The sequence below is a fragment of the Pseudomonas sp. SIMBA_041 genome (assembly GCF_046535095.1).
Classification (GTDB): domain Bacteria; phylum Pseudomonadota; class Gammaproteobacteria; order Pseudomonadales; family Pseudomonadaceae; genus Aquipseudomonas; species Aquipseudomonas mucoides.
Genome location: NZ_JAWRXJ010000015.1, coordinates 44185 through 58120, shown reverse-complemented (window position 1 = coordinate 58120; position 13936 = coordinate 44185). Strand labels below are relative to the sequence as shown.

The following is a 13936-nucleotide window of genomic DNA, read 5'->3' as shown; positions in this document are numbered from 1 at the left end:
TCACAGATAGGTGTCAGCGAGACTCCCATAAAACCACAAGAACGATAGGGAAATTTCGTGATGAAAAAACGCTCCTTTCTGGTCCCGATGGCCACTCTTGCAGCTGCGATGGCAACCGAACAAGCATCAGCAGTAGCCACCCACGAGGTTGTAGAACCAATAACCGATACCCCAAACACATTCCCGGCTGAAGCTCAAAGCGAAAACCTTTCGGTGCGCGGTGGGAGTGATCAATTCGCCTTTGTTCTCAAACGCGGGGACCAAGGGCAGTTGATGGCTTATCACACCTCCCACAGCTCCCATGCTTCGCACGCCTCGCATTCCTCTCACACTTCAGGCTCGTGATGATTTACTCACATAAGCTCGTTTTTGATGAGCGGCTTTACGACGCGCAGGTTTTGCAGAAAGCCGCTTATCGTTCGATGAATTCCCTGACGGTTGATATCGCAGTCGATGAGGGACAGTTTATCTGCGCCTTGTCCTCGAATATCGGCCTTGACGAGTCGTCCTTCCTATCTGCCGTTCAAGAATTCAAGAAGGATGTGCTCGACTATCAATTGCGCCACCAGCTAAGCGCTGAGACGCAGCCGATCAAAAATTTAATCCTTGGACTGGCCTTTTCAAAAACCGGGCTTATCAGTGAGTAAATTCCAAAAGCTTGAGTTCTACGCGCAGCAACGTCCTTACGAGTTGCTGCCCTTCAAGTTTGATCGCCTCAATGACGATGAGTATGTCATCACCAATATGGCAGGCGAGTTCCACGTCATTCCATCGTCTATGCTTGAGCCGATCATCAACAAGACGCTTCCTCTTACATCAGAGCTAATTCCTACGCTCCGGTCTAAGCAATTTATTCGCTTCACCAATGAACAAGCGCCACTTCAGCTCTTGGCACTCAAAATACGCACGCGGTTGTCCAGACTGGCCCAGTTCACCAATCTACATATCTTTGTGGTGACCCTTCGCTGTGATCACAGCTGTCCGTATTGCCAGGTATCAAGGCAGTCGGAAAGCAAAGGCGAATTCGACATGACCACGGAGATGGCCGACAAATCGTTGGATTTCGTTTTTAGGTCACCGAATCCGGCGATAAAAATTGAATTTCAAGGTGGCGAACCACTGCTGAACTTCGAGATGGTGAGATACGTCGTTCTTGAAGCAAAAAAGCGCAACATCAAGGAAGGGCGAGATCTGCGGTTCGTCATCGCGACCACACTGTCGCTTCTGACCGATGACATGCTCGAGTTCTGTAAGCAGCACAGCATCGTGCTTTCATCTTCTCTGGACGGGCCAATGGATCTGCATAATGCAAATCGCCCACGGCCAGGTCGAGATAGTCACCAGCGTTTCGAGGAAGGCTTGAAAAAAGCCCGCGCAGCCCTCGGCTATGACCAAGTTTCAGCCCTGATGACAACCACAGATAAGAGCCTGCCACGCGCACGTGACATCATTGATGAATACTTGCGACTGGGCTTTGATGGGATTTTTTTACGTACGCTTTCCCCTTACGGCTTTGCGATCAAGACCAAGAAATTCATGTCTTATGACACGGAGCGTTGGCTGGAGTTTTACAAGGAAGGTCTTGAGTACATTATTGAACTGAACAAGTCCGGCATAAGATTTGTAGAACAGTACTCCTCGATTGTGCTGACGAAAATGTTGACATCGGGGGACCCTGGGTTTGTTGATTTGATGAACCCTGCCGGTGCTGGGATCGCAGCCATCGTGTTCAACTACGACGGATCGGTCTACGCCTCAGATGAAAGCCGAATGCTTGCTGAAATGGGTGATCATACGTTTAGGTTGGGCAACATTCTCGAGCATTCCTATGAGGAAATAATCCTTTCTGATCAGCTTCTGGATGCACTGGAGAACTCGTTCACTCTAAGCGCTCCAATGTGCTCTGACTGTGCATTTGAGCCTTACTGCGGCGCTGAGCCCGTCTACCATCACGCCATTCACAAGGATGTGGTTGCAAGAAAATCTGAGTCCTCTTTCTGCAAACGAAATATGGCGATTTTCAAGCATCTCATTGAACTGATGGAAAGCGATGAGCAAACGAAACGGATTTTTATGGGGTGGGCCAATCGATGCTGAAGCTCGGCGGAAAGATTATCCGTATCCATGCGGTTGATGTTCATAAGGACCTCACGTTACTCAAAGTGGCGACCAGCCGGAATCTGCCAGAAGTATTGCGACGAGAAATGGCGTATCTGGTTTCTGATCACCAGATTCCCCGAGGATTCGCACACTACCTGCTGCTTGAAAAGCATCGTGAGTTGGTTGAGGTGCTGCCTTCCGACTCAGATTACTCACTCCTACCGAATGACTACAGCTACATTGGTGATGGTGACATAGTCAGGCTTTCAGCAGATCGTCGGACAATTCGTGTACTGTTTCGGGTATCAGCGCCCAACAACAGCATTTTGATTACTGAACAGTGCAATCATTACTGCCTCATGTGCTCACAACCGCCTAAGGCTGCTGATGATTCATGGTTGCTCGATGAAACGGAGGATCTGATCCCGCTGATTCCAAAGGACACCCCAGAGTTGGTATTTACTGGCGGCGAGCCAACGACCAATCGGGAGCGTTTCCTTAAAATCATCAGCCTGACAAAAAGTTATCTACCAAGAACCGCAATCCACATTCTCTCGAACGGGCGCAGTTTTAAAGACCCTGCGTTCGCCGAAAAGTATGCGCAGCTTGAATTGCCCGACGCGATGATCGGAATACCTGTCTATTCGGACGACCCGACGCTGCATGACTACATCGTCCAGGCCCAGGGCGCATTCGATGAAACCATTCAGGGCATTCTCAATCTGAAGCGTTTGGGTCAGAAAGTTGAGATCCGAGTTGTCATTCATAAGCTATCGGTGCAGCGCCTGCCTGAGCTGTGTGAGTTCATCGCACGTAATCTGCTGTTTGTTGATCATGTGGCGTTGATGGGCCTTGAGATGATGGGCTTCACTAGGGCAAATCTTGATGAACTATGGATTGACCCAATTGAGTACAAAGATACACTCAGCAAATCAGTTGGGATTTTGGCCAAGTACGGCATGAACGTCTCGGTATACAACCATCAGCTATGCTTGGTGAATTCGGACATTCAACCCTACTACCGTAAATCAATCAGCGACTGGAAGAACGAATACGCTTCTGAGTGTCAGAGCTGTAAAAAACAGCGTGAATGCGGAGGTTTTTTTGCATCGGGTGTTAAGTTCGGTTACAGCAAGCACCTAGTCCCATTCTGACTTCGGCATCATTTCATTCAACAAATTCAGTCGCCGCAATTAGCACTTTATGCGATGCGGGTTTTTGTTTATGTGCAGGGCTCAAAGGTTGTGGTGTCCCGGCTGGCGCTATCGCGAGCAAGCTCGCTCCCACAGTTGATCTTCGCTTGGTTTGAGTTCTGCGCACGACACTGAACCCTGTGGGAGCGAGCTTGCTCGCGATGGTCTAAAGCCGAACACCAGGATTGCGGTTCACTCATCACTCAGCCTGGCGCAACCGCTTATAAAGGGTATTGCGACTAACCCCCAACCGCCGGGCCAAGTGCGAAATATTCCCCCCAGCCGCCCGCAACTGCCGATTCAAATCTTCGACATCATTCAAATCCACCGCCAACACTTCTGGCGAATCCACCGGTTCCATCTCCAGATCGACAAAAAAATCATCCGGCAAATGCTCCGGTCGTACCGGCTGCTCCTCGGCCATGGCCAGCGCCACCTGCATCACGCTGCTGACCTGGCGCAAATTCCCCGGCCACGGATGACGGCCGAACAGTTCCAGCACCTCACGGCTCAACCCGGCCCACTGCGATGGCTCGCGGTGCTGCTCCCACAAACGTTTGAACAAGGCCTGCTTGTCGCTGCGTTCGCGCAGGGGCGGTAGTTCCAGGGTCAAACCGCCGATCCGGTAGTACAGGTCTTCGCGGAACCGCCCCAGTTGCACTTGCTCACGCAACGCACGGTTGGTCGCCGAAATAATCCGGATATCGACCGGGAACAGCTCGCTGCTGCCCACCGGTTGCACGCAGCGTTCCTGCAATACCCTCAACAACCGGGCTTGGGTCGGCAGCGGCATGTCGCCGATTTCATCGAGAAACAGGGTGCCTTTATCGGCTTTGCGGATCAGCCCGATGCTGCCTTTCTGGTTGGCGCCGGTGAACGCGCCTTTCTCGTAGCCGAACAGCTCGGATTCCACCAGTTCGGCGGGGATCGCCGCACAGTTGACCGCAATGAACGGTTGTTTGCTGCGAGAGCTGGCCTGGTGCAGGGCTTTGACGAAGACTTCCTTGCCGACCCCGGTTTCGCCGTGGATCAGCAGTGGAATGTCCTTCTCCAGCAGGCGTTCAGCCTGACGCACGGCTTTTTCCACGCGGCTGTCGCCGAAGTGCAGGGTGTTGAGGCTGATCGTTTCGGGTGCCGCCACGACCACCGGTTCAGCGCTCTTGGGTTCAGAAAACAGTCGCGCTTGAATCGGTACTTGTTTCGGCCGCCGCAGCAGGCACTGAAAGCGATTGCGCCCCGAGGCTTGCAGCGCGAACGGCAGGCCGTCGGGCTGGTTCAGCAATTCCAGCAGTGACACCTTGAACAGGCTTTCGACGCTGACCCGCGACAGGCTGATGCCCAGCAGATTGTCGGCCCGGCGGTTGGCGGACAGCACCTGGCCGGTCTCGTCGAAGATCAACAGCCCGGCCCATTGGCTGTCGAGATTGTTCAACCCGGTGTTGAACGTCAGTTGAAAGTGCTGGCCGTGGAACAGGTTGAGAATCAGCCGGTTTTCCACGGTCTGGCTCATCATCTTGACCATGCCGAGGGTATGGGACGGCGGCAGGTAGCTGTCGCTGGACACGTCCAGCACCGCGATCACTTTGCGCTCGGCATCGAAAATCGGCGCAGCGGAACCGGTCATGAAGCGATTGGCTTTCAGGAAGTGTTCATCGTGTTCGATGTGCACGGCCTGCTCGCAGGCGAGGGCGGTGCCGATGGCGTTGGTGCCGCTGCAACGCTCCATCCAGCTGGCGCCGGCGCTGAAACCACGGGTCAGGCTCGGCTCGATAAAGCGCTGGGTGCCCCACGACGTGAGCACCTGGCCTTGATTGTCGGCGAGCATGATCAGGCAGTTGGAATTGCTCAGGATGTTTTCGTAATACGGCAGGACTTCTTGATGCGTGGTTTGCACCAGGGAATGCTGGCTCTCCAGCAATTGTGCGATGCCTTCGGCCGGCAGCTGATCAAACGCGGGTGCACTCTGATGATCAAGCCCGAAGGCGCGGCAACGCTTCCAGGAGTCCTGAATGACGGCGTCGTGGGAGAGCGGCGAGGCGGGTGCGGCCATGGCAGTCGATCTCTGAACATTATTATTTTTGTTGTGAGTAACGCGATTCATGTAGCAGCCTTCGGCAGCTGCTACAGGGCCGTGCGTAATTCGGAATATTTCGCAGTAAAACGGTGTGTAGAGTGTTGTTCACTATTGTTCATTGTCAACCAGCGGATTGTTCAGTTGTTCAGCCTCAGTTGTTCATTTCTGTTCAGCAACGAAAGTGCTCACACCCTTCACTGAAGGATTTTCAAACCAGATCAATAGCTTGCAATTTCTGGCACGAAACTCGCTCTGTAGCTCCGGTCGCTTGACTCCAAATAATAAAAAGGCCGAGCCATGTCATTAACCCTGGAGCACGTCAGCCGCACCGTCGAGGGCCAGACCTGGATCGACGATGCCTGCCTGAGTTTTGAACCCGGTTCCTTCAACGTTTTGCTCGGGCGCACGCTGTCCGGCAAAACCAGCCTGATGCGCCTCATGGCCGGGCTGGACAAGCCCGACAGCGGCCGCATCCTCATGAACGGCGTCGATGTCACCCAGCGCCCGGTGCGTTTGCGCAACGTGTCGATGGTTTATCAACAGTTCATCAATTACCCGACCATGACCGTCTTCGAGAACATTGCCTCGCCATTGCGCCAGGGCGGTGTGTCCAATGAGCTGATCCAGAGCAAAGTGCTGGAAACCGCGAAGATGCTGCGCATCGAGAAGTTTCTCCAGCGCCATCCCCTTGAACTCTCCGGCGGTCAGCAACAGCGCACGGCCATGGCCCGCGCGCTGGTCAAGGACGCCGAGCTGATCCTGTTCGACGAGCCGCTGGTCAACCTCGATTACAAGCTGCGCGAAGAATTGCGCCAGGAAATGCGCGAGCTGTTCAAGGCCCGCCACACCATCGCCATCTACGCCACCACCGAACCCAACGAAGCCCTGGCGCTGGGCGGCACCACGACCATTCTTCACGAAGGCCGGGTGATCCAGAGCGGCAAGTCGTCCGAGGTCTATCACCAGCCGCAAAGCGTGCTCGCGGCAGAGCTGTTCTCCGAGCCGCCGATCAACCTGATGCCGGGGCGCATTGCCGGCAACGAAGTCAGCTTCGCCAATTTCGTGCACTTCCCGTTGAACGTGGATTTGCGGCCGGTGGGCGAGGGCGAATTCCGCTTTGGCGTGCGGCCGAGCCACATCTCGCTGGTGCCGAGCAACGACGATGACCTGGAGCTGGCCGTGACCGTCGAGGTCGCCGAGATCAGTGGTTCGGAAACCTTCCTGCACGTGCGCAACGAGCATTTCCTGCTGGTGCTGCACTTGCCCGGCGTTCACGAATACGACGTCGATGCACCGATTCGCATCTATATCCCGACCCATAAACTGTTTGTGTTCGATGCGCAGGGACGTCTGGTCCAGGCGCCCGGCCGCCGTATTGCGAGGGTTGCCTGATGGCCGAAATCCGTTTGCAGAACCTCGCCCACAGCTACACCAAAACCCCCACCGGCCCTGAGGATTACGCGATCCGCGAGATGGATCACATCTGGGAGCAGGGCGGCGCCTATGCGTTGCTCGGGCCATCGGGGTGCGGCAAGTCGACCTTGCTCAACATCATTTCCGGGCTGCTCAGCCCCTCGCAGGGGCATGTGTTGTTCGACGGCAAAGCGGTCAACGACCTGACGCCGGAGAAGCGCAACATCGCCCAAGTTTTTCAGTTCCCGGTGGTCTACGACACCATGACGGTGTTCGATAACCTGGCGTTTCCCCTGCGTAACCAAGGCATGGCCGAGGCGAGAATTCACAGCAAGGTGCAGGAAATCGCCGAGGTCCTTGACCTGCAGGCGTTGCTGAGCAAAAAGGCCAGCAACCTCACCGCCGATGAAAAACAGAAAGTTTCCATGGGCCGTGGGCTGGTGCGCGATGACGTCTCGGCGATCCTGTTCGACGAACCGCTGACCGTGATCGATCCGCACCTGAAGTGGAAGCTGCGGCGCAAGCTCAAGCAGATTCACGAGCAGTTCAACATCACCATGGTCTACGTCACCCACGATCAGCTGGAGGCCTCGACCTTCGCTGACAAAATTGCGGTGATGTACGGCGGGCAGATCGTGCAATTCGGTACGCCGCGGGAATTGTTCGAACGGCCGAGCCACACCTTTGTCGGCTATTTCATCGGCAGCCCGGGGATGAACCTGATCGAGGTCACGCCGCAACCGGGTGGCGTGGGGTTCGCCTCGACGCACCTGCCGCTGTCCGAGGCGCAACAGCAGCGCATCGCCGAGTCCGAGTGGAAAACCCTGAAAGTTGGCATCCGTCCGGAGTTCGTCCACGTGTGGGAAGAACCCTTTGATGACGCGATGCAAGCACAGGTCGTACACATCGAAGACCTCGGGACCTACAAGATCCTGACCCTGAACCTCGACGGCGCACCGTTGAAAGTGCGCCTGGCCGAAGACAAGCCGGTGCCCGAAGGCACGGCGTACATCAGTTTTCCGGCGCAGTGGTTGATGGTCTATGCCGATGATTACCTGCTGGAGACACAGCCATGAACAAGGTGCAAAACAACAAGGCCTGGTGGCTGGTGTTGCCGGTGTTCCTGCTGGTGGCCTTCAGTGCGGTGATCCCGATGATGACGGTGGTCAACTATTCGGTGCAGGACATCTTCGACCAGTCCAGCCGCTACTTCGTCGGCGCCGACTGGTACAAGCAGGTGCTGCTCGATCCGCGCCTGCATGACTCGCTGCTGCGGCAGTTCATCTACTCGGCCTGCGTGCTGCTGATCGAAATCCCGCTGGGCATCGCCATCGCCCTGACCATGCCGACCAAGGGCCGCTGGTCGTCACTGGTGCTGATCATCCTGGCCATCCCGCTGCTGATTCCATGGAACGTGGTCGGCACCATCTGGCAGATTTTCGGCCGCGCCGACATCGGCCTGCTGGGTTCGAGCCTGAATGCCATGGGCATCAACTACAACTATGCGTCGAACACCATGGACGCCTGGGTCACGGTGCTGGTGATGGACGTGTGGCACTGGACGTCGCTGGTGGCGCTGTTGTGCTTCTCCGGGCTGCGGGCGATTCCGGACGTGTATTACCAGGCGGCGCGGATTGATCGGGCCTCGGCGTGGGCAGTGTTCCGGCACATCCAGTTGCCCAAGCTGAAAAGCGTGCTGCTGATCGCGGTGATGCTGCGCTTCATGGACAGTTTCATGATCTACACCGAGCCGTTCGTACTGACCGGTGGCGGCCCTGGGAATGCCACGACGTTCCTCAGTCAGACGTTGACCCAGATGGCCGTAGGGCAATTCGACCTGGGACCGGCAGCGGCGTTTTCGCTGGTGTACTTCCTGATCATCCTGTTGGTGTCCTGGTTGTTCTACACCGCCATGACTCACTCTGACGCCAACCGCTGAGGCCCATCATGAGCAAGAGAAAGCTGATTCCACTGCTGATCTACATCCTGTTCCTGCTGGTGCCGATCTACTGGCTGCTGAACATGTCCTTCAAGAGCAACACCGAAATCCTCGGCGGCCTGACGCTGTTTCCCTCGGACTTCACCTTGCATAACTACAAGGTGATTTTCACCGATCCGAGCTGGTACACCGGTTACCTCAACTCGCTGTATTACGTGAGCCTGAACACGGTGATTTCCCTGAGCGTGGCGCTGCCGGCGGCGTATGCGTTTTCGCGCTATCGCTTCCTCGGTGACAAGCACCTGTTCTTCTGGCTGCTGACCAACCGCATGGCACCGCCGGCGGTGTTCCTGCTGCCGTTCTTCCAGCTGTATTCCTCGATCGGGCTGTTCGACACCCACATCGCCGTGGCCCTGGCTCACTGCCTGTTTAACGTGCCGTTGGCGGTGTGGATTCTTGAGGGCTTCATGTCCGGTGTTCCCAAGGAAATTGACGAAACCGCCTACATCGACGGCTACAGTTTTCCCAAGTTCTTCGTGAAGATTTTCATCCCGCTGATCGGTTCCGGGATCGGCGTCACGGCGTTTTTCTGCTTCATGTTTTCCTGGGTCGAGTTGCTGTTGGCGCGCACGCTGACGTCGGTCAACGCCAAGCCGATTGCGGCGGTGATGACGCGCACGGTATCGGCGTCCGGTATCGATTGGGGCGTGCTGGCGGCGGCGGGGGTGTTGACCATCCTGCCGGGCATGCTGGTGATCTGGTTTGTTCGCAACCACGTGGCCAAGGGCTTTGCCCTCGGCCGGGTATGAGGAGCTGGTGATGGAATGGATGAGTTGGACGGTCCCGACCGCGGCGTTCTTCATCGTCATTGGCCTGATTCTGGTGGGCATGACGACCTGGGAATTGCGTTCGCCGAGCATTCTTCGGCGGGGTTTGTTGCCGATTGCCACCACCCGTGGCGATCGGCTGTTTATCGGTCTTCTCGGCAGCGCCTACCTGCATTTGCTGGTAATCGGCGTCACCGACTGGAGCATCTGGGTAGCGTCCGCGTTGTCCCTGGTGTGGCTGTTGGCTGTGATGCGTTGGGGCTAGTCGAATCGCTCGGCAATGTTGCTCCGAAAATCAAACAGGAGGTCTCTATGTTCGACAAAAACAATAAGCTGCGACATAGCATTTCATTGGCAGCCATGCTGGCACTCAGTGGGTTGAGCGCTGCGGCCTGGGCCGACGCCTATGAAGACGCTGCGAAGAAATGGATTGGCGCCGAGTTCAAACCGTCCACCCTGACGGCCGAGCAGCAGCTCGCGGAATTGAAGTGGTTCATCAAGGCGGCCGAGCCTTTTCGAGGGATGGACATCAAAGTCGTCTCCGAAACCCTGACCACCCACGAATATGAGTCCAAGGTGCTGGCCAAGGCCTTTACCGAGATCACCGGGATCAAGGTGACCCACGACCTGCTGCAAGAAGGCGACGTGGTGGAAAAACTGCAGACCGTGATGCAGTCGGACAAGAGCATCTATGACGGCTGGGTCAACGACTCGGACCTGATCGGTACGCACTTCCGCTACGGCAAGACCGAAGCGATCACCGACCTGATGGCCAACGAAGGCAAGAACTTCACCTCGCCGACCCTGGACCTGAAGGACTTCATTGGTATTTCCTTCACTACCGCCCCGGACGGCAAGCTCTATCAGCTGCCTGACCAGCAGTTCGCCAACCTGTACTGGTTCCGCGCCGACTGGTTCGAACGGCCGGAGCTGAAAGCCAAGTTCAAGGAAAAGTACGGCTACGAATTGGGCGTGCCGGTGAACTGGTCGGCCTATGAAGACATCGCCAAATTCTTCAGTGAAGACGTCAAGGAAATCGACGGCAAGCGGGTCTACGGGCACATGGACTATGGCAAGAAAGACCCGTCCCTGGGCTGGCGCTTCACCGATGCCTGGTTCTCCATGGCCGGTGGCGGCGACAAAGGCCTGCCGAACGGTTTGCCGGTGGACGAGTGGGGCATCCGCGTCGAGGATTGCCACCCGGTGGGTTCCAGCGTGACCCGCGGCGGCGACACCAACGGCCCGGCGGCAGTCTTTGCCACGCAGAAATACGTCGACTGGCTCAAGGCCTATGCGCCACCGGAAGCGGCGGGCATGACCTTCTCCGAGTCGGGGCCGGTGCCGTCCCAGGGCAACATCGCCCAACAGATCTTCTGGTACACCGCGTTCACCGCCGACATGACCAAGCCGGGCCTGCCGGTGGTCAATGCCGATGGCACGCCGAAGTGGCGGATGGCGCCATCGCCGCGCGGTCCGTATTGGGAAGAGGGCATGAAGCTGGGGTATCAGGACGTGGGTTCGTGGACGTTCATGAAGTCCACGCCTGAGAAGCAGAAACTGGCGGCGTGGCTGTATGCGCAGTTCGTGACCTCGAAAACCGTGTCGCTGAAGAAAACCATCGTCGGCCTGACGCCGATCCGCGAGTCGGACATCAACTCGCAAGCGATGACCGACCTGGCACCGAAACTCGGTGGTCTGGTCGAGTTCTACCGCAGCCCGGCCCGCGTGCAATGGACCCCGACCGGGACCAACGTGCCGGACTATCCGCGTCTGGCGCAACTGTGGTGGAGCCACATCGCCGAAGCGGCCAGCGGCGAGAAAACCCCGCAACAGGCACTTGATGGTCTGGCCAAGGATCAGGACGCGATCATGTCCCGTCTGGAACGTTCGAAGGCGCAAACCACCTGCGCCCCGAAAATGAACCCCGAGCGCGATGCGCAATACTGGTTCGATCAACCGGGCGCACCGAAGCCGAAACTGGCGAACGAGAAGCCGAAAGGCGAAACCGTGAGCTACAACGAGCTGCTGAAATCGTGGGCGGATGCGCGTAAGTAAACCTCTGTACTGAGCAAGGCGAACGGCACCGAAAGGTGCCGTTTTTGTGGGTGCCTGACCCACCGCCATCGCGGGCAAGCCACGCTCCCACAGGTTTCAGCGGGGGCACACATGCTGCGGACGACGGTGATCACTGTGGGAGCCGGGCTTGCCCGCGATGAGGCCGGCCCCGGCAGCGGATATCTCAAATACGATGCTTCAGTGCGCCACCCCCTCAATCGCAGGAAACCCCAACCGAAACACCGTCATCACTCCCGGCAGGCTCTTAACCTCCGCCACGCCCTGATGCAGGCTCATGATCGAGCGCACGATGGCCAGGCCCAGTCCGGTGCTGCCTTGTGCACGGCAGCGGCTGCTGTCGACGCGGTAAAAGCGGTCGAACAGATGGGGCAGATGCTGCGCCTCGATGCCCGCACCGGGGTTGCTGACCAGCAGGGAAACCTGCGTCGCGCCTTGTTCAATCAGCAGCGACACCGTTTGCCCGGCGGGGCAGTGACGCAGGGCGTTGGACAGCAGGTTCGAGATCGCCCGCTGGATCATCAGCCGGTCGCCCATCACCCGGGCACTGCCAATGACCGTCAACTGAATCTGCTTGTCCTGTGCGGACAGGGAAAACAGGTCGGCGACTTTCAGGGCTTCATCTTCCAGCGCAATCAGCTCGAAAGGCGTCAGCGCCGCCGGGTGGCTGACCTGCGCCAGAAACAGCATGTCCGAGACAATCCGCGCAAGGCGATCCAGTTCTTCGGTACACGACACTAAAACGTCCTTGTACTCATCCGTCGTGCGTTCACGGGAGAGCGTCACCTGTGCCTTGCCCATCAGGTTGTTGATCGGCGAGCGCAGTTCGTGGGCCAGGTCATCGGAGAACTGCGACAACTGCTGCACGCCGCTGTCGAGGCGATGCAGCATGAAATTGATGCCCTGCGCCAGTTCACTGAGTTCCTGCGGCATGTTCACCACCGAGAGTCGATGGTCGAGGTCTTGCGTCGACACCATCTCCGCCACTTTACGAAACTCGCGCATCGGTGCCAGGCCACGCTGCACGGCCGCCCAGGCACAGAGGCCGATGAGGATCAGCAGCAACGGCAACGCCATCAGCGTCGTGCGCAGATAGGCACTGAGCAACGCCTGATCGTGGGCATTGTCCATCGACAGCATTACCGGGACGCTGGTGCCGTCCTTCAGGCGGATCAATCGGGAGGCGGTCAGAAACTTTACGCCTTGGGCATCGGTGCTGGTGGAGTAAGCCAACTGATCGGTGGCCGCCCGCATGACCTTCAGTTCGACGCGCGGATCGGCCATGCCGGAGCCGGACTTCAACAACGGTGATCGCAGGTTCGAGCGGTCATAAATCGTTAGCGTCAGGTTGTCATGCCCCATGACCTGATCGAGCAGAATGTGCGGTTTGCCACTGACTTCATTGGCATCGATGTACAGCGACAGGCTGTGTTCCACCTGCGCCATTTTCTTTTCCAGACTGTCCCGGGAGAGTGAATTGAGCTCATGGGTCAGGGCGAAATACGCCAAGCTCGCCAGAAACACCACCAACAGCGCCCCGAGAATACTCACCGTCAGGCCGAGGCGCAGCGACAGGCTCACCGGCTTCATTCCCGCGCCTCCAGCACGTAGCAGACACCGCGCAGGGTATGAATCAACTTGTTGTCGAAGGGGTCATCGATTTTCGCCCGCAAGCGCCGGATCGAGACTTCGACCACGTTGGTGTCGCAGTCGAAGTTCATGTCCCACACCAGCGAAATGATCTGGGTGCGGGTGAGCACCTCGCCGGACTGGCGCATCAGCAGATGCAGCAGCGCGAATTCCTTGGTGGTCAGGTCGATGCGCTGCTCGCCGCGAAAGGCGCGGTGGCGCCCCGGGTCGAGTTCGAGGTCGGCGACTTTGAGCACCTGTGGCACCGGGATGTTTTCGCTGCGGCGCATCAAGGTGCGTACCCGCGCCAGCAATTCCGGAAACTCGAACGGCTTGACCAGGTAGTCATCGGCGCCCAGGTCCAGGCCACGAATCTTGTCGGCCAGTCGACCGCGCGCGGTCAACATCATCACCCGGGTGGAGCGGGTACGCCGCAGTTGTTCAAGTACGCCCCAGCCATCCAGTTCGGGCAGATTCACGTCCAGGATCACCAGGTCATAAACCTGTTGCAGGGCCAGATGCAGTCCATCGGCCCCCGTTGCCGCGTGGTCAACGATATAACCACTTTCCGTCAGTCCCTGATGTAAGTATTCGGCACTTTTAAGCTCGTCCTCGACGACAAGGATTCGCATGATTAATCACCACTTCTGTTTAAAGGATATGTAACTAAGTTGGTCGGGAAAGTTGT

13 protein-coding genes are annotated in these 13936 nt (G+C 57.3%); 10 read left to right on the top strand and 3 right to left on the bottom strand.

Features of this window, described 5'->3' with window-relative positions:
- Window positions 1-60: 60 nt before the first annotated feature.
- From hxsA2 to hxsC, 4 genes are read left to right on the top strand one after another with little or no spacing between them, the layout of a single operon-like run.
- Window positions 61-345 carry a His-Xaa-Ser repeat protein HxsA2 gene (gene hxsA2 / locus SB725_RS28335; RefSeq protein ID WP_194940358.1) on the top strand — a complete coding sequence of 95 codons (285 nt, stop codon included), beginning with the start codon at window positions 61-63 and terminating at the stop codon, window positions 343-345.
- Window positions 345-647 carry a His-Xaa-Ser system protein HxsD gene (gene hxsD / locus SB725_RS28330; protein ID WP_194940357.1) on the top strand — a complete coding sequence of 101 codons (303 nt, stop codon included), beginning with the start codon at window positions 345-347 and terminating at the stop codon, window positions 645-647. The genes hxsA2 and hxsD overlap by 1 nt, the downstream gene beginning before the upstream one ends.
- Window positions 640-2097 (top strand): His-Xaa-Ser system radical SAM maturase HxsB, encoded by a 1458-nt coding sequence (hxsB, locus tag SB725_RS28325; protein WP_194940356.1) that lies wholly within the window; start codon window positions 640-642, stop codon window positions 2095-2097. Before hxsD ends, hxsB begins: the two co-directional genes overlap by 8 nt.
- A complete protein-coding gene (hxsC, locus tag SB725_RS28320; RefSeq protein ID WP_194940355.1) occupies window positions 2091-3254 on the top strand; it encodes a His-Xaa-Ser system radical SAM maturase HxsC in 1164 nt (387 codons plus the stop codon). The genes hxsB and hxsC overlap by 7 nt, the downstream gene beginning before the upstream one ends.
- 238 nt (window positions 3255-3492) lie before the next feature.
- Here hxsC and SB725_RS28315 read toward each other — a convergent pair whose 3' ends face one another.
- Window positions 3493-5343, bottom strand: coding sequence for a sigma-54-dependent Fis family transcriptional regulator (locus tag SB725_RS28315; RefSeq protein WP_027925086.1), 1851 nt, complete (start codon window positions 5341-5343; stop codon window positions 3493-3495).
- Window positions 5344-5664: 321 nt separating this feature from the next.
- Here SB725_RS28315 and SB725_RS28310 point away from each other — a divergent pair, with 321 nt between their 5' ends.
- From SB725_RS28310 to SB725_RS28285, 6 genes are read left to right on the top strand one after another with little or no spacing between them, the layout of a single operon-like run.
- Window positions 5665-6759: an ABC transporter ATP-binding protein gene (locus SB725_RS28310; protein WP_027925087.1), complete on the top strand. Its 1095-nt coding sequence runs from the start codon at window positions 5665-5667 to the stop codon at window positions 6757-6759.
- On the top strand, window positions 6759-7856 hold the full coding sequence (locus tag SB725_RS28305) for an ABC transporter ATP-binding protein (protein WP_027925088.1): 1098 nt from the start codon (window positions 6759-6761) through the stop codon (window positions 7854-7856). Before SB725_RS28310 ends, SB725_RS28305 begins: the two co-directional genes overlap by 1 nt.
- Window positions 7853-8719 (top strand): carbohydrate ABC transporter permease, encoded by an 867-nt coding sequence (locus tag SB725_RS28300; RefSeq protein ID WP_027925089.1) that lies wholly within the window; start codon window positions 7853-7855, stop codon window positions 8717-8719. The genes SB725_RS28305 and SB725_RS28300 overlap by 4 nt, the downstream gene beginning before the upstream one ends.
- A gap of 8 nt (window positions 8720-8727) precedes the next feature.
- Window positions 8728-9528, top strand: coding sequence for a carbohydrate ABC transporter permease (locus SB725_RS28295; protein ID WP_027925090.1), 801 nt, complete (start codon window positions 8728-8730; stop codon window positions 9526-9528).
- 10 nt (window positions 9529-9538) lie between these two features.
- Window positions 9539-9811: a DUF2160 domain-containing protein gene (locus SB725_RS28290; protein WP_027925091.1), complete on the top strand. Its 273-nt coding sequence runs from the start codon at window positions 9539-9541 to the stop codon at window positions 9809-9811.
- Window positions 9812-9858: 47 nt separating this feature from the next.
- Window positions 9859-11601, top strand: a complete 1743-nt coding sequence (locus SB725_RS28285; RefSeq protein WP_027925092.1) for an extracellular solute-binding protein — start codon at window positions 9859-9861, stop codon at window positions 11599-11601.
- Window positions 11602-11799: 198 nt separating this feature from the next.
- On the opposite strand, the gene SB725_RS28280 is transcribed toward SB725_RS28285, so the two are convergent.
- Both SB725_RS28280 and SB725_RS28275 read right to left on the bottom strand, forming a co-directional pair.
- A complete protein-coding gene (locus SB725_RS28280) occupies window positions 11800-13209 on the bottom strand; it encodes a heavy metal sensor histidine kinase (protein ID WP_059182574.1) in 1410 nt (469 codons plus the stop codon).
- Window positions 13206-13880 carry a heavy metal response regulator transcription factor gene (locus SB725_RS28275; protein WP_410922910.1) on the bottom strand — a complete coding sequence of 225 codons (675 nt, stop codon included), beginning with the start codon at window positions 13878-13880 and terminating at the stop codon, window positions 13206-13208. The genes SB725_RS28280 and SB725_RS28275 overlap by 4 nt, the downstream gene beginning before the upstream one ends.
- Window positions 13881-13936 lie beyond the last annotated feature (56 nt).